Raw genomic sequence first — 18,518 nt, 5'->3', positions numbered from 1 at the left:
CGGAAAGGGGTCAATGGTGTTGGCGTAAGGGACCGCGCGAGCCCCGGCGGGCGGCCGGGGTCAGCCCAGCCGGGCCGGCCGGGTCAGCCGGTCCGCAGGGCCTGGAGCCGTGACTCCGCGCTCGCGAGCAGCATGTCCAGGGCGACCGGGTAGGCGCTGTGGTTCATCCGGGCCGCGAGCAGTCGCCTCGTGGCGCTGATGTGCGGGTACTCCTCGGCCGGCAATCGGGCGTAGGTGGACTCCCACTGCCCCTCGTCGGAGGTCCGCGAGGGCTCGGACAGGGCGAGGGCACCGGCGTCCAGGGCCGCGAAGGCCAGGCTCTGGTCGATGAAGGCGTGGTAGATCCGGACCGCCTCCGGGTCGGGGAAGCCCGCGGTGCGCAGGATGCCGAGGACGGCCTCGTCGGCGTCGATCTCACGGGGGCGGCCGGTCACGCGGACGGCGGTCAGTACGGCCGCCTGCGGGTGCGCGAGGTAGGCGCCGTGGATGCGCAGCCCGAGTTCGCGCAGGTCGTGACGCCACCGGCCGGTGGCGGCCCAGCCGTCGAGGGCCCGGCCGATGAGCTCCTCGCCGATGGCGAGGGTGAGGGCGTCCATGCCGTTGAAGTACCGGTAGAGGGTGCTGGGATCCGCTCCGAGGGCCGCGCCGAGCCGGCGCGCGGAGAGGCCGGCGCTGCCGTGTTCGCGCAGCATGCGCAGGGCGGTCTCGACGATCAGCCGCTCGGACAGGACCACGCCCTGCCGGGTGGGGCGCCGCCGCCGGCGGGCTTCCTCGGGGACCACGGGCTTCGCCATCGGACGGACACCTTCCGTTCTTATGCCAACACCATTGACCTTATCTTGCGGCCCCGGCTTTCATCCCTCCCACGAGGTGCGGATCTCCGCGGACCTCACCGAGAGAGGGTTTCGTCATGCGTGTTCTGCTTGTGGGCGCCGGTGGCGTCGGTACCGCGATCACCCGGATCGCGGCCCGCCGGGACTTCTTCGACGGCTTCGTCGTCGCCGACTACGACCTGACCCGCGCCGAGGCGGCCGTGGCCGTGCTCGGCGAAGCCGGCGGCCGGTTCCGCGCGCGCCGCGTCGACGCCTCGGACCGGGCGGCGGTGGCCGCGCTCCTCACCGAGGAACGGTGCGACGTACTCCTGAACGCCACGGACCCGCGGTTCGTGATGCCGCTGTTCGAGGCGGCCCTCGCGGCGGACTGCCACTACGTGGACATGGCCATGTCCCTGTCCCGGCCGCACCCCGCGAGCCCCTACGAGGAGTGCGGGGTCAAGCTCGGCGACGAGCAGTTCGAGCGGGCCGCGGCCTGGGAGAAGTCGGGCCGGCTGGCCCTGGTCGGGATGGGTGTGGAGCCCGGCCTGTCGGACGTCTTCGCCCGGTACGCCGCCGACGAACTCTTCGACGAGATCGAGGAGATCGGCATCCGCGACGGGGCGAACCTGACGGTCGAGGGCCACGACTTCGCCCCGTCCTTCAACATCTGGACGACGATCGAGGAGTGCCTGAACCCGCCGGTGGTCTACGAGCGGGACCGCGGATGGTTCACCACCGAGCCGTTCAGCGAGCCGGAGGTCTTCGACTTCCCGGAGGGCATCGGCCCGGTCGAGTGCGTCAACGTCGAGCACGAGGAGGTGCTGCTGGTCCCGCGCTGGGTGGACGCCCGGCGGGTCACCTTCAAGTACGGCCTGGGCGAGGACTTCATCGGCAAGCTGAAGACCCTGCACGCGCTGGGCCTCGACTCGACCGGACCGGTCACGGTGCGCGGCGCGGACGGCACCCCGGTACGGGTCTCGCCGCGCGACGTGGTGGCGGCGTGCCTGCCGGACCCGGCCACGCTGGGCGAGCGGATGTCGGGCAAGACCTGCGCGGGGACCTGGGTGAAGGGGACCAAGGACGGCCGGCCGCGCGAGGTGTACCTCTACCACGTGGTGGACAACCAGTGGTCGATGCGCGAGTACGGTTCCCAGGCCGTGGTGTGGCAGACCGCGGTCAACCCGGTCGTGGCGCTCGAACTCGTCGCCGGCGGGGTATGGGCGGCGTCGGGCGTACTCGGCCCGGAGGCCCTCCCGCCGCGCCCGTTCCTGGACCTGCTGACCGCGTACGGCTCCCCGTGGGGCATCCGCGACCAGGCCTGACCGGACCAGGCCTGACCGGACCAGGCCTGACCCGGCCTGACCGGACCCGCCGCCGCGGCCGGCGTCGACGGCTCCCGCGGGATCAGGACCGCGTCAGCCGGGCGGTCAGGCCGTCGAAGTAGCTGCGGTGGAGGGCGACCAGGTCGATCCGCTCGGGGTCGAGCAGCCAGAGCAGGTGGGCTCCTTCCAGGAAGGCCGCGACCTCGGCGGCCAGGGTCTGCGCGTCGAGGCCGGGGCGGGCGGTGCCGTCCGCCTCGGCGCGGGTGAACAGCGAGACGAGGTGGGCCCGCAGCGCCCGTCCGCGGTCGAGGAACCAGACGTGCAGGGTGGAGCCGGGGTCGAGGTTCTCCGCGGTCAGGGCCGTGTGGAGGGCGGCCAGTTCCCGTTCCGTGGCGGCGGTGTGCTCGGCGTCCCGTACGAACCAGTCGATCGCCTGACGCAGTGTGGGCTCGGCGTCCGCGGTGATGGACAGGCGTTCGAGGGCCCGCCGGTCGGCCTCCTGGAGCACGGCCCGGACCAGGGCGTCCTTGCTGCCGAAGTGGTGGATCAGGGCCGAGGGGGTGACGCCGGCCCGCGCGGCGACCGCGGCCACCCCGGTGCCGCGCACGCCCTGCCGGGCGAAGAGCTCGATCGCGGCGTCGACCATCGCGCGGCGGCGTTCGACGCCCCGCTTCTGCACCTGTCCCCTGACTCCTGCCATGGGGTTCAGGGTGCCCGCTGACGTGCGGGGACGTCCAGCCGCGCCCTCGGTGCCGCAAACCGCTGGTGGCGGGCGGCCCCGAGCCATTAACCTGCACGACCATGCAGGAAAATCAGGAGAACAACGAGAAGATGATCGATGCCGGTGGCGGTCTCACGCTCTGGGCGCAGGACTTCGGGGCGCCGGAGGACCCGGCGGTGCTGCTGGTGATGGGCGCGCAGGCCCAGGGAGTCCAGTGGAACGACGGGCTCGTGCGGCGCCTGGTCGAGGCCGGCCGGCACGTCATCCGGTACGACCACCGCGACACCGGCCGCTCCTCCAGGGTGGACTTCGCCGCCCACCCGTACACCGTCGCCGACCTGGCCTCCGACGCCCTCGCCGTCCTCGACGCCTTCGCCGTGGACCGCGCCCACCTGGTCGGGGCCTCCCTCGGCGGGATCATCGCCCAGCGGCTCGCCCTCACCGATCCGCACCGGGTACGGACCCTGACCAGCCTCTCCTCCCAGCCGCTGGGAACGGACACCGCAGGCGCGGTCCAGCGGGCCATGGCCGGCCTCGCCCCCTCGCCCGGTCAGCTCCCGCCCCCGGCCGCCGAGTTGCTGGCCGTCCTCATGACGTCCTTCCCCGAGCCGGGCACGGGCCTGGAGGGGTACCTCGCCGCGCGGCTGCCGATGTGGCGCGTGCTGCACGGCCCGGACCTCCCGTTCGACGAGGAGGAGTACCGCGCCATGGAGGAACGGGTCCACCGGCGGGCCGCGGACATCGGGGCCGCGCTGAACCACACGCTGGCCGGAGCCGCGGGGGACTCCTTCACCACGGCCGACCTGGCCTCGATCACTGCCCCCACGCTCGTGCTGCACGGCACCTGCGACCCGATGTTCCCGCCGCCGCACGCCGAGGCCACGGCCGCCGCCGTCCCCGGCGCGCGCCTGGTCATGCTCGACGGGATGGGCCACACCCTGCCCCTGGCCGTGGAGGAGCGCCTGGCCGCGGAGATCCTCGCCCACACCGGGGGGTGAGGACCTCCGCCGCCACGCCGAGCATCAGGAATCAGGAAGCGTCGCGGGCGGTGTCCAGGACCGCGCGGGCCTGGCGCAGGGCCGCGGCGTCGACGAGGCCGCCGTTCTCGTCGAGCCACGCGCCCGACCCGTCCGCCCCGGCCCGCTCCACGCTCTCCACCAGGCGGCGCGCCGCGTCGACCTCCCCGGCCGCAGGCGTGAACGCGGCGTTGGCCACGGCCACTTGGGCGGGATGGACCACCGAGCGGCCGAAGAAGCCGCGCTCCCGTCCGCGTACGCAGTCCACCGCCAGCCCGTCCAGGTCCCGCACGGCGGGGAAGACGCTCAGCGGCGGCCGGGGCAGACGGGCCGCGGCGGCGGCGAGCAGGACGCGGTGGGCGGCCGAGTCCAGCACGTCGCGGTGGCCGGTGCCCAGTTCGGCCGCGAGGTCGGCCTCCCCGAAGGCGAGGCCGGACACCATGGCGTCGCCGGTGGCGATGGCGTGGGCGTGCTCGATGCCCAGCGCCGTCTCCAGGAGCGGAACGAGCGGCACGCCCGGCAGGAGCCGGGCGGCCCCGGCGACCTGCGCGGGCCGCTCGCACTTGGGCAGGCGCACGCCCGAGACCCGGGTGCCGCGCAGGGCGGTCAGGTCCTCCTCGCCGCCGCTGCCCAGCGGGTTGACGCGCACGTACACCGGGCGCTGGTGGCCGCGCTCCAGGAGGGCGACGACGGCATCGCGCGCGACCGCCTTCCGGACGGGAGCCACCGCGTCCTCCAGGTCGACGACCACCGCGTCGGCCCCGCAGGCGAGGGCCTTGCCGAAGCGCTCGGGGCGGTCTCCGGGCACGTAGAGCCAGGTACGGACCGCCGGGCCAGGGCGGCGGCGGGCACGGCCCGGGGCCGTGAGGCTTCGGGCAGCGCCCGGGGCCGTGAGGCTTCGGGCAGCGCCCGCAGCGCCCGCAGCGCCCGCAGCGCCCGCAGCGCCCGCAGCGCCCGCAGCGCCCGCAGCGCCCGCAGCGCCCGCGCCGCCCGCGCCGCGCGGGGTGGAGGCCCCCATCAGATGACCCCTGCCCCGCGCAGTTCCGCGCGGCGCCGTGCACCGATGCCCAGCCCCTCGAAGAACTCGGCGTTGTCCGCGCCCAGCGCCCGGCCCGCCCAGCGGACCCGCCCCGGGGTGTCGGACAGGCGGGCCGGGACGCCCTGCATGGCCAGGGAGCCGAGTTCGGGGTCGTCGACGTGCACGACCGTGCCGAGGGCGGCGAACTGCGGGTCGGCGACGATGTCGGCGGCGCTGTACACCGGCGCGACCGCCGCGTCGGCCCCGTCGAAGGCCGCGATGACCTCGTCCGCGCCGCGCGCCGCGATCCAGCCGCCGACGGCGGCGTCGAGCTCCTCGACGTGCTCGGCGCGCCCCGATCCGGTGGCGAACCACGGCTCCTCGATCAGGTGGGCACTGCCCACCAGCCGCATCACCCGCTCGGCGATGGACTGCGCGCTGGTGGAGACGGCGACCCAGCGTCCGTCGCGACAGCGGTAGGTGTTGCGGGGGGCGTTGTGCGGGGACCGGTTGCCCGAGCGCTCCTGGACGAGGCCGAGTTGCTGGTGGGCGGAGATCTGCGGGCCGAGCAGGTGCAGGATCGGTTCGATGAGGGCCGTGTCCACGACCTGGCCGCGGCCGGTCGTGGCCCGTGCGTGCAGGGCCACCATGGTCGCGTACGCCGCCATCACCGCCGCAACGCCGTCGGCGAGACCGAACGGGGGCAGGGTCGGGGGTCCGTCCGGTGTGCCCGTGCAGTGGGCGAAGCCGCTCATCGCCTCGGCGAGGGTGCCGAAGCCCGCGCGGTGCCGCATGGGGCCGACCCGGCCGAAGCCGCTCACGCGGAGCATGACCAGTCCGGGATTGAGCTCGCGGAGCTGCTCGTAGCCGAGGCCCCACCGTTCGAAGGTGCCCGGCCGGAAGTTCTCCACCAGCACGTCCGCGTCGCGCACCAGCGCCCTGCAGATCTCCTGGCCCTCGGTGCGGCTCAGATCGAGCGTGACCGTGCGCTTGTTCCGGGCGACCAGCTTCCACCACAGGCTCTGGCCGCGGACCTGCGCGCCGTGGCGCCGGGCCGGATCGCCCGTCGGATGTTCGATCTTGATGACGTCCGCCCCGAAGTCACCCAGGAGCGTCGCCGCGCCGGGCCCCGCGAACAGGGTGGCGGCGTCCAGCACCCTCGTGCCGGCTAAAGGGAGGTCTGTCGTCGCGTCCACAGCACATCACCCGCTTTCCCCGGACGTCGGCGAGGACGCCCGGACCATTACCGTAAGCCTTACGGTAATGGTCACCGTAAAATGGTCCGCGTTGGCCCGCAAGAGCGGCCTCCGGTCACGTCCGGCCGGACGCGGGCCGGTGAGGGGAGAACGATGGCGAAGGATCCGCAGGACACGGCGCCCGCAGCGGCTCGCAGACGGCGCCGCGGCTCCCTGTCCCGGCCGATGGTCGTGGCGGCGGCCCTGGAGCTGGCGCGCGAGGAGGGCCTGGCGGCGGTCAGCATGCCGCGGCTCGCACAGGAGTTGCAGTGCGGGGTGATGTCGCTCTACGGCCATGTGGAGAGCAAGGAGCACCTGCTCGAACTGCTGGCCGCGGCCGTGCTGGAGGACTTCCCACTGGAGCGTGCGGACGGCACCCCGTGGCAGCCGGCCCTGGCGCGGTTCTCCGCGTCCTTGCGGCGGAGGATGCTGGAGAACGGCGCCCTCGCCGAACTCCTGATCACCCGTCGCATGTGGAGCGCGGGCCTGGCGGAGGTGTTCGAGTGGCTGCTGGGCAGGATGACGGAAGGCGGCTGGCCCCTGCGTGAGGCGGTCCGGGCGTACCACTCCGTGCAGACCTACACGCTCGGCTTCGTCCTGTACGAGATCGGCCGGACCACGCCCCGGCACGAGGAGGAACACCGCGCGTGGTGGCGCCACACCCTCGCCGACCTGCCGCCGGCGTCGTTCCCCTTGCTGCACGCAGCGTCCGGGTTCGTGCCGGAGGGGGCGGGGGAGGAACAGTTCGCCTGGGGCCTGGAGCGGCTGCTGGACGGCCTGGCGGCAGAGCTGGCCGCCGGCACCGAGCCGTCCGGCTGACGCGGGCGACGGCGCGGGGCGCAACGGCGCCGGGCGCAACGGCGAGGCGCGCAACGGCGAGGCGCGCAACGGCGACGCGCGCAACGGCGAGGCGGCGGACCGGGACTGAGCCCCGGCCCGCCGCTGTGCCGCGCCCGCCGCGGTGACCCGGACCCGCCGCGGTGACCCCGCGCGGCCCGGCCCGGCGTCAGCTCCGGAACAGGCGGAACCGCTCCTCGCCCACGCGGGCGCGTGCCTGCGGGTCGGTCACGCCGAGCCCGGCCCGGGGCGCGAGGCCGAGCACGCCGACCTTGCCGAGGTGCTCGTTCACCTGCACGCTGCGCGCCGCCTCACCGGCGTCGTCCAGGGCGTAGGTGGCGGACAGGGCCGGAAGGACCTTGCCCATCTCGATGAGCCGGTTGGTCTCCCACTGCTCGTTGAGGTTGGCGCCGTGGCTGCCGATGATGTTCTTCAGCTTCATCCACAGGTAGCGGTTGTCGTACTGGTGGTCGTAGCCGGTGCTGGACCCGCAGGTCACGACGGTGCCGCCGCGGCGGGCCAGGAAGACCGAGGCGCCGAAGGTCGCCTTGCCGACGTGCTCGAAGACGATGTGCGGGTCCTCGCCGACCGCGTCGCGGATCGCCTTGCCCAGCTTCTTCCACCCTTCGGGCCGCTGGAGCACGGTGCGGTCGCCCTGTTCGATCGCCGAGCGGTCGATGACCGCCTCGCAGCCGAGCTTGCGCAGGACCTCCGCCTTCTCCGCGGAACTGACGACGCCCACGGGGATGCCGCCGCCGTTGCGCACCAGCTGGACGGCGTACGCGCCCAGTCCGCCGGTCGCGCCCCAGATCAGGACCACGTCCCCCTGCTTCATGCGGGCGCCGCGGTCGCTGACGAGCATCCGGTACGCGGTGCCCGCGCACAGCGGGTTGGAGGCGGCCTCCTCCCAGGTGAGCAGCGCGGGCTTGGGGAGGAGCTGGCTGGCGCGCACGACCGTGTACTGCGCCAGGCCCCCGAAGTTGGTCTCGAACCCCCAGGCGCGCTGGTCCTCGCCGAGCATGCCGTCGCTGTGGGTGGCGGGGTCCTGCTCGTCGACGTAGGCCGTGCCGATGACGACGTGGTCGCCCGCGTTCCAGCGGCGCACGGCCGAGCCGGTCCGCACCACCACGCCCGAGGCGTCGGAGCCGAGGATGTGGTACGGCAGGTCGTGGCGCGCGTCCCAGCCGCCGCGCCGGCCCATCTGCTCCAGGAAGCGGAAGGTGGGTACCGGCTCGAAGGTGGCGGACCACACGGTGTTGAAGTTGATGGCGCCCGCCATCACCGCGACCAGCACCTCGTCGGGCGCGAGTTCGGGCACGGGGACGTCTTCGACGTGCATCGACTTGCGGACGTCCTTGTCCGCGACGCCGTCGAACATGCCCGTCTGGTCCTTGTGGACCGTCACGGCCTTCATGTGGGTGGGCAGGGGCAGGCTCAGCAGCTCTTCACCGCTGCGGCCTTCGATCACGGCGTCTGCGAGGGGAGTACTCATGGGATCTCCATAGGTGTCGTACGGTTCGGGACGGCCGGAGGTGTACGCCGGGGCGGGCGGGCCCGCGGGGCTGTGCGGGACCGCCTCAGGGCCGCAGGGCCTTCAGGGCCGCGAGGACGGCGTCGGTGGTGTCGACGCGGGCGATCAGCGGCAGGATCCTCTTGGCCGCGAACTCCTGGTGCTCGGAGGAGAAGGTGCTCGTCGCGTCCTCCGCGACGACCACGTGGTAGCCGTGCTCGTAGGCGGAGCGGGCGGTCGACTCCACGGCGAGGTTGGTGGCGACGCCGGTGAGGACGAGCTCCTCGATGCCGCGGCGGCGCATCTGGATGTCCAGTTCGGTGCCGGTGAAGGCACCCCACTGGCGCTTGGTGATGAGCAGGTCGTCGGGGTGCGCCGCGAGCTCGGGGGAGAGCCGGGAGTACTCGGGCTGCAGGGACGGGGGGTTGTGCGGCACGTCGGAGCGGGGCCGGAGCGCGGCGCCGCCGTCGGGGCCGTGGGCCACGTTGACGAGGACGACGGGCAGGCCGGCCGCGCGGAAGGCGTGGGCCAGGCGGGCGCTGTTGCCGGCGACCTGGGCGGCCGGGTGGGGCTGCAGGGGCAGTCCGAGGATGCCCTCCTGGACGTCGAGTACGACGAGGGCGGCCTTGGGGCTGAGTTCCACGACGGGCATGGGTGGTTCCTTTCGGACGGGTGCGGAGTGCGGAGTGCGCCACGCGGAGTACGGAGTGCGCCACGCGGGCGATCGGCACGGAGTGCGTGCGCGTGGGGAGGGCGGGGCGGCTCAGCCGTGGTCGGCGGTACCGCGCAGGTGCCGGGTGAAGGCGGCGTTGAGGAGGAGTAGGAGGCTGATCCCGGTGATCACGGCGGCCAGCAGGTGCAGCCCGGAGTCCCCGGCCTGCCGGCCGACCGCGATGCCGACCAGGGCCGAGGCGAGGTTGGCGCCGATGTACTGGGAGGTGCGCAGCAGCCCGGAGGCGGTGCCGATCTGTTCGGCGGGCGCGGTGCGGTACATCAGCGTCTGGTTGCCCAGGCTGTTGAACCCGTTGGGCAGGCCCAGCACCGCGGCGATGACGAGGATCTGCCAGAGCGGCACGCTCGACCCGAACAGGGCCAGCGCGGCGCTGCCCAGGCAGAGCGCGGCGGAGCCGGTGACCAGGACGGCGCGCAGCCCGCGGCCGACGAGCCGGGTGGCCCACATGGTGGTGACGACGCCGAGAGCGGCCATGGGCAGCATGACCAGGCCCGACTGGGCCTCGGAGAGGCCGCGTCCCTGCTGGAGCCACTGGGGGAGGGCGTAGGTGATGGAGTAGAAGACGACGTACGTCGCCATGCAGCGTACGTAGGTCGCGGCGAGCGGACGGTTGCGGGCGATCATGCGGAGGTCCACGAAGGGCCGGTGCGCGCGCAGTTCGCGCCGGACCAGCGCGGCGGTCAGGACCACGAAGGCGGCGAGCGCCCACCACCGCGGGTGGTCGGGCAGCGAGAGCAGGAACAGCATCAGCCCGCACAGCTCGCCGGTGAACAGCGCCATCCCCGGCAGGTCCAGTTCGCGCAGGGTGACCCGGGCGCGGCGCGCCGCGTCGTCGGCGGGCAGCCGGAGCAGGGCCATGACCAGGGCGGTGAGGGCGAGGGGGACGTTGACCCAGAAGATGGCCCGCCAGTCGACGAGCTGGACGAGCAGGCCGCCGAGCGGCGGGCCGAAGGCCACGGCGGCCTGGGAGGCGGCGGAGATCGCTCCGAGCCCGCCGGCGGGCGCGGCGCCCCCGGCCGGGAGGGCGCCGGCCCGGAGCCGGATCATCGACATGCCGGCCGGGTACGCGGCCGAGGTGCCGATGCCCAGGACCACGCGGGCGGCGATCAGCCAGCCGAGGGTGGGGGCGAAGGGCGCCGCGGCGGCCGAGCCCAGGACCAGGAGGAGCCCGATGCAGAAGATCCGGCGGGCGCCGAACGCGTCGGCCAGGCGGCCCATCGTGGGCTGGGCGACCGCGGTCGCCAGGTAGAGGCCGGAGACCAGCCAGACGACCGCGGCTCCGGCGTCGAACGCCGCCTGTATGGAGAGCAGGGCCACCGCCAGCATCGACGAGTTGAGGGCGTTGAGCATGGTGCCCAGGACGATCGGGGTGAGGAAGCCGAGCGGCAGACGGGCGGGGGCGGGGGGAACCGGTTCTTTCGCGGTCCGTGCGGTGCGTAATGCCACGGTTCCCCCTTGGGGACTGTCTAGGTTTCGGACAAGAGGTCGAGGAGCTTGTTCGCGGCGCCGAGGACTTCCCGCTCGACCGGCGTCAGACGGGTGGCGATGGCCCGTGCGAGCCAGGCGTCGCGCGACTGCCGGTCGGCCGCCACCAGTCGGCTGCCCGCTTCGGTGATCTCCATCAGGACCTGGCGGCCGTCGCGGTCGTGCGGCCGACGGGTGATCAGACCGCGCTCCTCCAGGGCGGAGAGCTGGCGGGTGAGCGACTGGGGCTGGACGCCCTCGTGGGCCGCGAGTTCCTTGGGGCTGAGGGCCCCGACGCGGTCCAGCCGGCTCAGGACCGAGGCGCTGGTCAGTCCGAGACCGTGCGCCGGGCGTTCCTGGCGCATGCGCCGGCTGAGCGCGGACACGCTGTCGCGGGTCTGTCTGGCCAGGTCGATGGTGTCTTGATTGTCTTCCACGAACGAAGCCTAGCTTATAAGCATGGCTTGGTATTTCGTCAACCTGGCCCATCACCTCGCCTGGCTTCGACACTCTCCACGGAGGGGCTCGGTACGGACAACTCCCGGGCAACTCCCATGAAATCTGCAAGAAAAGGCAAAGCGTGGCCGGAAAGCGGGGCTCGGGTCAGGGTGTGACGCTGCTCGCATTTACTTCGCTGTACTGAGCATGTTGTCTAGGGGTCATGATCAATCGCTCCGGCCCCGATCCCCAGGAACACCCAGGGCCCTCCGGCTCCCCACTCCCTCTCGCCGGCCTGAAGGTCATCGACACCGCCACCCTCTTCGCAGGCCCCTTCGCCGCCACCCTGCTCGGCGACTACGGCGCCGAGGTCGTGAAGATCGAACACCCGGACGGCGACCCCGCCCGCCGCTACGGAGCCCAGGCCCACGGCGTCCCCGTCTGGTGGAAGGTCGTCGCCCGCAACAAGCGCTCCGCCACCCTGGACCTGCACACGGACGAGGGCCGGCTGCTCTTCCGCCGCCTCGCCGCCGACGCCGACCTCGTCGTGGAGAACTTCCGCCCCGGCACACTGGAACGCTGGGGCCTGGACTACGCCACCCTCAGCGCGCACAACCCCCGCCTGGTGCTCCTGCGCATGACCGGGTTCGGCCAGACCGGCCCCTACGCCCACCGCCCCGGCTTCGGCACCGTCGGAGAGGCCATGAGCGGCCTCGCCCACCTCACCGGCACCCCCGACGGGCCGCCCACCCTCCCCTCCTTCCCCCTCGCCGACGCGATCGCCGGACTCACCGCGGCCTTCGCCGCGCTCACGGCGCTGCGCGCCCGCGAGCTCACCGGCCGCGGACAGGTCGTCGACCTCTCCATCGTCGAGTCGATGCTCGGCGTACTCGCCGGCCCCCTCACCACCTACGACCTGACCGGCGTCATGCCCACCCGACAGGGCAACCGCTCGCCCAACAACGCACCGCGCAACGTCTACCGCACCAAGGACGGCCACTGGGTGGCCGTCGCCGCCACCACCGTCTCCGTCGCCGAACGCGTCGTACGCCTGGTCGGCCGCCCCGAACTGGCCGAAGAGCCCTGGTTCACCACCGGATCCGGCCGCGCCGCGCACGCCGGCGAACTCGACGCGGCCGTCGGCGGCTGGATCGCCGAACGCACCCGCGACGAGGTCGTGGACCGCTTCGACCAGGCCCAGGCGGCGATCGGCGCCGTCTACGACTTCGCCGACGTCCTCCAGGACCCGCACATCGCCGCCCGCCGCTCCATCGTCTCCGTACCCGACCCGGAACTGGACGCGATCCGCATGCCGGACGTCACCTTCAGGCTCTCCGACACCCCCGGATCCGTGCGCTGGGCTGGCCCCCGCCTGGGCGAGCACACCGCCGAGATCCTCGGTGAACTCGGCGTCGGCCGCGAGGAGTTAGCCGCACTCGCAGAAAGGGGAGTCATTTGAACACCGCACTGCACCGCAGCTACCTGTACGTTCCCGCGCACAAGGCCCGCCTGGTGGAGAAGGCGTACGCGAGCGAAGCGGACGCCGTCGTCCTCGACCTGGAGGACGCCGTACCGCAGGCCGGCAAGGAGGACGCCCGCCGGGCCGCCGCCGAGATCCTGTCCACCACCCCGCCCAAGCCGACCTACGTACGGGTCAACTCCCCCACCAGCGGCCTCGCCCGCGACGACGTACGGGCCGTCGCACGGCCCGGCCTCGCGGCCGTCCGGCTGCCCAAGGTCGAGCACCCGCAGCAGGTCCGCGAGGCGGCCCGGTGGCTGGAGGAGGCCCACAGCGACGCGGGCCTGCACATCCTCGTCGAATCCGCGCTCGGCGTCGAAGCCCTGAGCGAGCTCGCCCGCTCCACGCCCCGCCTGGAACGCATCGGCCTCGGCGAGAACGACCTGCGGGCCGACCTGCGCACCGATTTCGACGGGCCCACCATGGACGCCGCCCGGGTCCGCTGCGTGTTCGTCTCCCGGGCAGCCGGGCTCGTCAGCCCGGCCATGAGCGTCTACCCGCGCCTGGACGACCCCGAGGGGCTGCGACGCTCCTGCCGGGACGGACTCGGCATGGGCTACCTCGGCCGCTTCGCCGTGCACCCCGCCCAGCTCCCCGTCATCAACGAGGTCTTCACGCCCTCCCCGGAGGAAGCCGAGGACGCCCGCGCCGTGCTGGCGGCCGCCGCCTCCCGGCCGGACGCCGGATCGTCCGTGTTCGTCACCGAGGACGGCCGGACCGTCGCCCCGCCCCTGCTCGCCCAGGCCCGCGCCGTGCTGGCCATGGCCGAAGCCCTGTCGGCCGGCACCCGCCCCTCGTGACCCGGGCCGCGTACCCGTCGGCCCCCCGCGCCGTGCCCAGCCCGCCCGTGAAAGGCAACCGATGACCGACGCCCCTCCCGTCCCCACGACCGCGATCGACCCCCTGCTGACGGCCATCGCCGCCGGGACCACCGTCCACGACCTCGCCCAGCCCCTGGAGAACGGCATGCCGTGCTCCCCGAACCACCCCGGCTTCCGCATGGCGCTCCTGCGCCGCCACGGCGACGGGACCCGGCCCGACGGAAGCTCGGCCGCCAACGAACTCATCGTCACCGGCGGCCACGTCGGCACGCACATCGACGCCCTGTCCCACGCCTCCCACCACGGACGCCTCTTCGGCGGCCACGACGCCGCCGCGGCCCAGCAGGGCGGACGCTTCGCCGTCCACGGCATCGACACCGTGCCGCCCATGGTCTGCCGCGGCGTCCTCCTCGACGTCGCCGCGGCCCACGGCACCGACGTCCTCGACGCCGGATACGGCATCACCGCCGACGACCTGGCCCACGCCGCCGCCCTCGCCGGCGTCCTCCCCGCCGAACAGGACGTGTGCCTCGTACGCACCGGCTGGGCCCGGCGGTGGCACGACGCGGAGGCCTACATCGGCCAGGAGACCGGCGTCCCCGGCCTCACCGAATCCGCCGCCGCCTGGCTCGCCGACCTCGGGGTGCGCGCCATCGGCGCCGACACCACCGCCGTCGAACGGATCCCGCCCGGCCAGGGCCACGCGGTACTGCCGGTCCACCGCACGCTCCTCGTGGACCGCGGCGTCCACCTCATCGAGCACATGAACCTGGAGACACTGGCCGCCGCCGGAGCCGCCGAGTTCCTGTTCGTCCTCAGCCCACTGAAGATCACCGGCGGCACCGGCTCCCCGGTCCGGCCCCTCGCCGTCCTCACCGCCGGAGCCGGAGCCGGCCGCGGCGCCGCTGCCCCGCAGGAGTCCCGATGACGACGACACCGCCCGGGCCCGCCGCCGAGCCCCTGGTCCGCCGCCTCGCCGCCTTCGCCGCCCGGGCCCGCGACCGGGGCCTGCCCGCCCGGCTGCGCGCCGAGGCGGCGGAACGCGTCCTCGACTGCCTGGGCAACAGCCTCCTCGCACGCGAAGAACCCGCCCCGCGGGCCGTCCTGGCCGTCGCCCGCGACTGGGGCGGCACCGGCCCCGCACACGTCATCGGATCGCACGAGAAGCTGTCCGTGCCGGCGGCCGCCCTGGTCAACGGAACCCTGGCACACGCCATGGACTTCGACGACTCCCACATGCTGTCCGTCCTGCACCCCAGCGCCGCCGTGATCCCCGCCGCGCTCGCCGTCGCCGAAGCCACCGGCGCCTCCGGGCCCCGGCTGCTCGACGCCGTCACCGTCGGCACCGAGGTGTGCATCCGGCTCGGCATCGCCGGCTACGACCCGGACCTCGGGAACTCGCTGTTCTTCGAGCGCGGCCAGCACGCGACCTCCATCTGCGGCACCCTCGGCGCCGCGGTCGCGGCCGCCATGCTCCTCGGCGCGGACGAGGACACCATCGCCGCCGCCCTGGGAATCGCCGCGAGCACCGGCGCCGGCCTGCTGGAAGCCAACCGCACCGGCGGCACCGTCAAACGCGTGCACTGCGGCTGGGCGGCCCACGCGGGCGTGGCCGCCGCCCAGTTGGCCCGGGCAGGCATCACCGGACCGCCGACGGTCCTGGAGGGCCGCTTCGGCTTCTTCCAGGCGTGGTGCGGCGACCGGGCCCGCCCGGAGGCGGTCCTCGACGGCCTGGGCGAACGCTGGGAGACCAGCGAGATCATCGTCAAGCCGTACCCGTGCAACCACTTCACGCACCCCGGCATCGACGCCGCACTGCGGCTGAGGGCGCGCGGCGTGAGGGGCGAGGACGTCGTCCACGGCGAGCTGCGCGTCCCCACGGCCATGCACCGTACGATCGGCGAACCCGGCCCCGCCAAGGCCACCCCCGCCACCGGCTACGCGGCGGCCTTCTCCGGCCCCTTCACCGTGGCCACCGCCCTCCTCGGCGGCGGAGGACTCGGCGTCTGGTTCGACGACTTCACCGACGCCGCCGCCCACGACCCCGCCCGCCGCACCCTCGCGGGCCTGATCCGCTGCGTGCCCGACCCCGCCCTCGACCCCCTGTTCCCCACCCGGCTGCCCGCCGTACTGCGGGTCGCCACCGGCGACGGACAGACACACGAGATCCAGGTCGAAACCAGCAAGGGCGGCCCGGACGCGCCCCTGACCGCCGCCGAGAAGGAACGCAAGTTCCGCCTGTCGGCCGGCACCGCGCTCCCCCCGCACCGCGCCGACGCGGTGCTGCGCGCCGTACGCGCCCTGCCCGAGGGCGGCAGCGCCACGGGCGTCCTCGCACTGTGCTCCCCGGAAGCCGCACCGGAACCGTCACGCCCGTCGGCGGCATGACGGCCCGTCACAGCCGGAGCACCCCCACCCCCACCCCCACCCCCACCCCCCACTCACCCGTGATCCGGGAAAGGACCCGACCCGCCATGTCACCCAGCACCTCGAAGCACCTCCGCACCCGGCTGAACCGCCTCGCCCTGGGCGGCGCTGCCGCCCTGTGCGCCACCGTCCTCGCCGCCGGCACCGCCCTCGCCGCGCCCACCGTGCGGACCGCCGCCGCACTGCCGGGCTTCGGCCTCTACCCGGAGAGCCTCACCCAGGACCCCACGACCGGCGACCTGTTCGTCTCCGCCTATGGCGACGGCTCCGTCCTGCGCGTGCCGGCCGGCGGCACGCAGGCCTCCGTCTTCCTCCCGGCCGGCACGGACGGCAGGACCCACGCGGCGGGGGTCAAGGCCGACCGCTCCGGCCGGCTGTGGGTCTCCGGCGGCACCGACCGCTCGGTCACCGTCTACGACGACACCACCGGCATACGCGTGGCCCGGTTCCACATCCCCTTCGCCTCCGGCGGCGTCAACGACCTCACCTTCGGCCCCGACGGCACCGCCTACCTCACGGACTCGTTCAACCCCGCCGTCTACAGGGTCACCCCCCAGCAGCTGACGGCGGCCCGGACGCAGGGCACCGACACCCCGCTCGACGCCTGGCGCGACCTCACCGGCACGCCCGCCGACTACACGCAGCACTCCGGCATCAACCTCAACGGCATCGCGTACGTCAACGGCGGAGCCCTGCTCACGGCGAACACCACCACCGGCGCCCTGTACCGGATCGCCACCGACACGGGCGAGGTCACCACCGTCCCCGGCATCTCCCTGCCCAGCGCAGACGGCCTCGCCTACCGGGACGGTAAGCTCTGGGCGGCCCTCAACCGCACGAACACCCTGGTACGCCTGACCGTGACGCCCGCCGCGCGGTCCGTCGTGCAGGACGCCGTCCTCAGCAGCACCGCGCTGCAGATCCCGACGTCCGTCCTCCGCTCGGGCGACCACCTGCTCGTCACCCGTTCCCAGTACGACAAGGGCGGCCCCTTCGGCGCGGGAACGCCCGTCCCCTTCACGCTCGCCGAGGTCGACGGCTTCTGACCGGCAGCCCCGGCCGGCGTCAGTCGACCGTCTCGATCCGCGCGCCGTTGAGCAGGTACGCCGGCAGGTACGGCAGTTCCGGCCCGACGACCGGGAAGCCGCGGTCGTGGGCGAGGCAGGCCATGGCGAGCGGACCGAGTGCCACTCGGGCCCGCGGCGCCGTGGAACCGCCCCAGTAGGCGCCGTGTTCGGTGAGGGCCTCGGCGAGGGTCTTGCCGAAGGCCTCGTGGTCCCGCGCGATCAGGCGGTGGAAGAGCGCGACGGGCTGGTAGTCGATCCGGTTCACGAACTCGTCCGGCGCGTGGGTCAGGGCGTCCGGCATGGACGACTCCATGGTCGCGAGCAGCTTCTCGGCGACCGCGTCCATGGAGCCGTCACCGAAGTAGGCCTGCAGGGTCTCGACCCAGTGCAGCACGTAGGCGTCGACGGACTCGTCCCGCCGCAGGGTCTCCAGGGGCACCCGGCACAGCCGGGCGATGCGGTCGCGGTCACGGCACACGATCGCGAGGTACACGGCGTCGAGCCAGGCGCGGGCGTCCGCGGGCGCGTCGGCGGGAGTGGCGGGAAGCTCCGCGACCTGCCCCTCGCCCAGCTGGCACTCCGTGGGCGGGGCCCCGGTGAACAGCGCGCAGCCGAGTTGCAGGGACGTGGCCCACGCGTCCCACGCGTCGAGCCCGTCCACATCGGGATCGGCGGCGCAGCGGGCGTGGGCGAGTGCCAGGGCGGAGGCGAAGGCGTCGCCGAGCGCCGACGGGTCCTGCGGGAGGCGGGCCACCGCACCGGCCGTCGCGCCGAGGAGCCCGGCGACGTCCAGGGCCCGCTCCGGGGCCCGGCCGGTGATCCGGCCGGCCCGGTCGAGCCGCACCAGGCCCTTCATCATGCCGAGCAGCCGCGGCGGCGGCTGCAGTGACAGCGTGCGCGTCCCCTCGTCGAAGACCGTGACCGAGGTCAGGCCGCCCCGGTGCCACCAGTACACCCGCGGGGACAGCGACCCCGGTCCGTCCTCGTACGCGCCGAGCGCGTAGGAGGCGAGGTCGTTGGCGGCATCGACCACCGAGCCGTCGGCGATCGGATGGAAGGCCAGCAGGTGCCGGGTGGGGACGACGACGAGGGCGCCGGCCCGGGGCAGCGACTTGCCGGTCACCCGCAGGGCCAGGTCCGACAGGTACAGCGCCTTGGTCGCGACGAAGTGGGAGTCGCCGTAGACGGAGTGCAGCGTGCCCCGCCCCTCCATGGGCACCTCGTCGTACGTGACGGGTACGTCCGTCAGGTTCGCGTGAGCCACTCGCCCCAGGTCCTCCAGCCCGGCGCGCGCCAGGTCGTGGTCGGTGAGGATCCGCACGCTGGTGGGCCCGTCGTAGGCATAGGCGAGGACGAGCCCCTCGGCCACGGCGCGCACGTACCGCAGGCCGTCGGCGATGTCGGGGGTGAGAGCCTCGGGCGGCAGCAGCCGGACACGGGTCCCCTGCAGCAGTTGCCCGGTGCTCTCGTTGCCGGCGTCGGGCCACATCAGACGCGGATCGGGCGTGGACTCGGGCATGTCGTCTCGCTTCACCCCCTCAACCCTACGAGGCCCCCGCCGGAGGCCCCACACCC

General features: G+C 74.0%; 17 protein-coding genes. 8 read left to right on the top strand and 9 right to left on the bottom strand.

Annotated features, from left to right (window positions below; genetic code table 11):
• Positions 1 to 83: 83 nt before the first annotated feature.
• On the bottom strand, positions 84 to 794 hold the full coding sequence (locus AC07A6_RS14420; RefSeq protein WP_362459932.1) for a TetR/AcrR family transcriptional regulator: 711 nt from the start codon (positions 792 to 794) through the stop codon (positions 84 to 86).
• Between the two features lie 116 nt (positions 795 to 910).
• Here AC07A6_RS14420 and AC07A6_RS14415 point away from each other — a divergent pair, with 116 nt between their 5' ends.
• Positions 911 to 2,137, top strand: a complete 1,227-nt coding sequence (locus AC07A6_RS14415; RefSeq protein WP_478777308.1) for a saccharopine dehydrogenase family protein — start codon at positions 911 to 913, stop codon at positions 2,135 to 2,137.
• 82 nt (positions 2,138 to 2,219) lie between these two features.
• On the opposite strand, the gene AC07A6_RS14410 is transcribed toward AC07A6_RS14415, so the two are convergent.
• Positions 2,220 to 2,837, bottom strand: coding sequence for a TetR/AcrR family transcriptional regulator (locus AC07A6_RS14410; protein WP_478777307.1), 618 nt, complete (start codon positions 2,835 to 2,837; stop codon positions 2,220 to 2,222).
• Between the two features lie 101 nt (positions 2,838 to 2,938).
• On the opposite strand from AC07A6_RS14410, the gene AC07A6_RS14405 reads away from it, so the two are divergent.
• Positions 2,939 to 3,856, top strand: coding sequence for an alpha/beta fold hydrolase (locus AC07A6_RS14405; protein WP_478777306.1), 918 nt, complete (start codon positions 2,939 to 2,941; stop codon positions 3,854 to 3,856).
• A 31-nt stretch (positions 3,857 to 3,887) separates the two neighbouring features.
• On the opposite strand, the gene AC07A6_RS14400 is transcribed toward AC07A6_RS14405, so the two are convergent.
• Positions 3,888 to 4,682 (bottom strand): HpcH/HpaI aldolase/citrate lyase family protein, encoded by a 795-nt coding sequence (locus AC07A6_RS14400; RefSeq protein WP_478777305.1) that lies wholly within the window; start codon positions 4,680 to 4,682, stop codon positions 3,888 to 3,890.
• Between the two features lie 209 nt (positions 4,683 to 4,891).
• Positions 4,892 to 6,088, bottom strand: coding sequence for a CaiB/BaiF CoA transferase family protein (locus AC07A6_RS14395; RefSeq protein ID WP_478777304.1), 1,197 nt, complete (start codon positions 6,086 to 6,088; stop codon positions 4,892 to 4,894).
• 153 nt (positions 6,089 to 6,241) lie between these two features.
• Here AC07A6_RS14395 and AC07A6_RS14390 point away from each other — a divergent pair, with 153 nt between their 5' ends.
• On the top strand, positions 6,242 to 6,946 hold the full coding sequence (locus AC07A6_RS14390) for a TetR/AcrR family transcriptional regulator (RefSeq protein ID WP_478777303.1): 705 nt from the start codon (positions 6,242 to 6,244) through the stop codon (positions 6,944 to 6,946).
• A gap of 187 nt (positions 6,947 to 7,133) precedes the next feature.
• Here the strand turns inward: AC07A6_RS14390 and ccrA are convergent, their stop codons facing one another.
• The 4 genes from ccrA to AC07A6_RS14370 all read right to left on the bottom strand — a co-directional run bounded on the left by ccrA (position 7,134) and on the right by AC07A6_RS14370 (position 11,108).
• Positions 7,134 to 8,456: a crotonyl-CoA carboxylase/reductase gene (ccrA, locus tag AC07A6_RS14385; protein WP_478777302.1), complete on the bottom strand. Its 1,323-nt coding sequence runs from the start codon at positions 8,454 to 8,456 to the stop codon at positions 7,134 to 7,136.
• An 85-nt stretch (positions 8,457 to 8,541) separates the two neighbouring features.
• The gene (locus AC07A6_RS14380; RefSeq protein WP_478777301.1) at positions 8,542 to 9,126 is read right to left on the bottom strand and encodes an isochorismatase family protein; all 585 of its coding nucleotides are present in this window, start codon (positions 9,124 to 9,126) and stop codon (positions 8,542 to 8,544) included.
• A 111-nt stretch (positions 9,127 to 9,237) separates the two neighbouring features.
• Positions 9,238 to 10,653 carry an MFS transporter gene (locus AC07A6_RS14375; RefSeq protein ID WP_478777300.1) on the bottom strand — a complete coding sequence of 472 codons (1,416 nt, stop codon included), beginning with the start codon at positions 10,651 to 10,653 and terminating at the stop codon, positions 9,238 to 9,240.
• 20 nt (positions 10,654 to 10,673) lie between these two features.
• Positions 10,674 to 11,108 carry a MarR family winged helix-turn-helix transcriptional regulator gene (locus AC07A6_RS14370; protein ID WP_478777299.1) on the bottom strand — a complete coding sequence of 145 codons (435 nt, stop codon included), beginning with the start codon at positions 11,106 to 11,108 and terminating at the stop codon, positions 10,674 to 10,676.
• Between the two features lie 224 nt (positions 11,109 to 11,332).
• On the opposite strand from AC07A6_RS14370, the gene AC07A6_RS14365 reads away from it, so the two are divergent.
• The 5 genes from AC07A6_RS14365 to AC07A6_RS14345 all read left to right on the top strand — a co-directional run bounded on the left by AC07A6_RS14365 (position 11,333) and on the right by AC07A6_RS14345 (position 16,922).
• Positions 11,333 to 12,568, top strand: a complete 1,236-nt coding sequence (locus tag AC07A6_RS14365; protein WP_478777298.1) for a CaiB/BaiF CoA transferase family protein — start codon at positions 11,333 to 11,335, stop codon at positions 12,566 to 12,568.
• Positions 12,565 to 13,428, top strand: coding sequence for an HpcH/HpaI aldolase/citrate lyase family protein (locus AC07A6_RS14360; RefSeq protein ID WP_478777297.1), 864 nt, complete (start codon positions 12,565 to 12,567; stop codon positions 13,426 to 13,428). The genes AC07A6_RS14365 and AC07A6_RS14360 overlap by 4 nt, the downstream gene beginning before the upstream one ends.
• Positions 13,429 to 13,489: 61 nt before the next feature.
• Positions 13,490 to 14,377 (top strand): cyclase family protein, encoded by an 888-nt coding sequence (locus tag AC07A6_RS14355; protein ID WP_478777296.1) that lies wholly within the window; start codon positions 13,490 to 13,492, stop codon positions 14,375 to 14,377.
• Complete coding sequence (locus AC07A6_RS14350) at positions 14,374 to 15,837, top strand: MmgE/PrpD family protein (RefSeq protein WP_478777295.1); 1,464 nt, start codon at positions 14,374 to 14,376, stop codon at positions 15,835 to 15,837. The genes AC07A6_RS14355 and AC07A6_RS14350 overlap by 4 nt, the downstream gene beginning before the upstream one ends.
• Before the next feature lie 86 nt (positions 15,838 to 15,923).
• The gene (locus AC07A6_RS14345; protein ID WP_478777294.1) at positions 15,924 to 16,922 is read left to right on the top strand and encodes an NHL repeat-containing protein; all 999 of its coding nucleotides are present in this window, start codon (positions 15,924 to 15,926) and stop codon (positions 16,920 to 16,922) included.
• 19 nt (positions 16,923 to 16,941) lie between these two features.
• On the opposite strand, the gene AC07A6_RS14340 is transcribed toward AC07A6_RS14345, so the two are convergent.
• A complete protein-coding gene (locus AC07A6_RS14340; RefSeq protein ID WP_478777293.1) occupies positions 16,942 to 18,477 on the bottom strand; it encodes an immunity 49 family protein in 1,536 nt (511 codons plus the stop codon).
• Positions 18,478 to 18,518: the final 41 nt, after the last annotated feature.

The sequence above is a fragment of the Streptomyces sp. NPDC044002 genome (assembly GCF_056434525.1).
This window is presented reverse-complemented; position numbering and strand designations above follow the sequence as displayed.

Coding starts and splice junctions, on each gene's coding strand:
- AC07A6_RS14420 (WP_362459932.1), bottom strand. CDS start 794: ATGGCGAAGCCCGTGGTCCCCGAGGAAGCCCGCCGGCGGCGGCGCCCC.
- AC07A6_RS14415 (WP_478777308.1), top strand. CDS start 911: ATGCGTGTTCTGCTTGTGGGCGCCGGTGGCGTCGGTACCGCGATCACC.
- AC07A6_RS14410 (WP_478777307.1), bottom strand. CDS start 2,837: ATGGCAGGAGTCAGGGGACAGGTGCAGAAGCGGGGCGTCGAACGCCGC.
- AC07A6_RS14405 (WP_478777306.1), top strand. CDS start 2,939: ATGCAGGAAAATCAGGAGAACAACGAGAAGATGATCGATGCCGGTGGC.
- AC07A6_RS14390 (WP_478777303.1), top strand. CDS start 6,242: ATGGCGAAGGATCCGCAGGACACGGCGCCCGCAGCGGCTCGCAGACGG.
- ccrA (WP_478777302.1), bottom strand. CDS start 8,456: ATGAGTACTCCCCTCGCAGACGCCGTGATCGAAGGCCGCAGCGGTGAA.
- AC07A6_RS14380 (WP_478777301.1), bottom strand. CDS start 9,126: ATGCCCGTCGTGGAACTCAGCCCCAAGGCCGCCCTCGTCGTACTCGAC.
- AC07A6_RS14365 (WP_478777298.1), top strand. CDS start 11,333: ATGATCAATCGCTCCGGCCCCGATCCCCAGGAACACCCAGGGCCCTCC.
- AC07A6_RS14355 (WP_478777296.1), top strand. CDS start 13,490: ATGACCGACGCCCCTCCCGTCCCCACGACCGCGATCGACCCCCTGCTG.
- AC07A6_RS14350 (WP_478777295.1), top strand. CDS start 14,374: ATGACGACGACACCGCCCGGGCCCGCCGCCGAGCCCCTGGTCCGCCGC.
- AC07A6_RS14345 (WP_478777294.1), top strand. CDS start 15,924: ATGTCACCCAGCACCTCGAAGCACCTCCGCACCCGGCTGAACCGCCTC.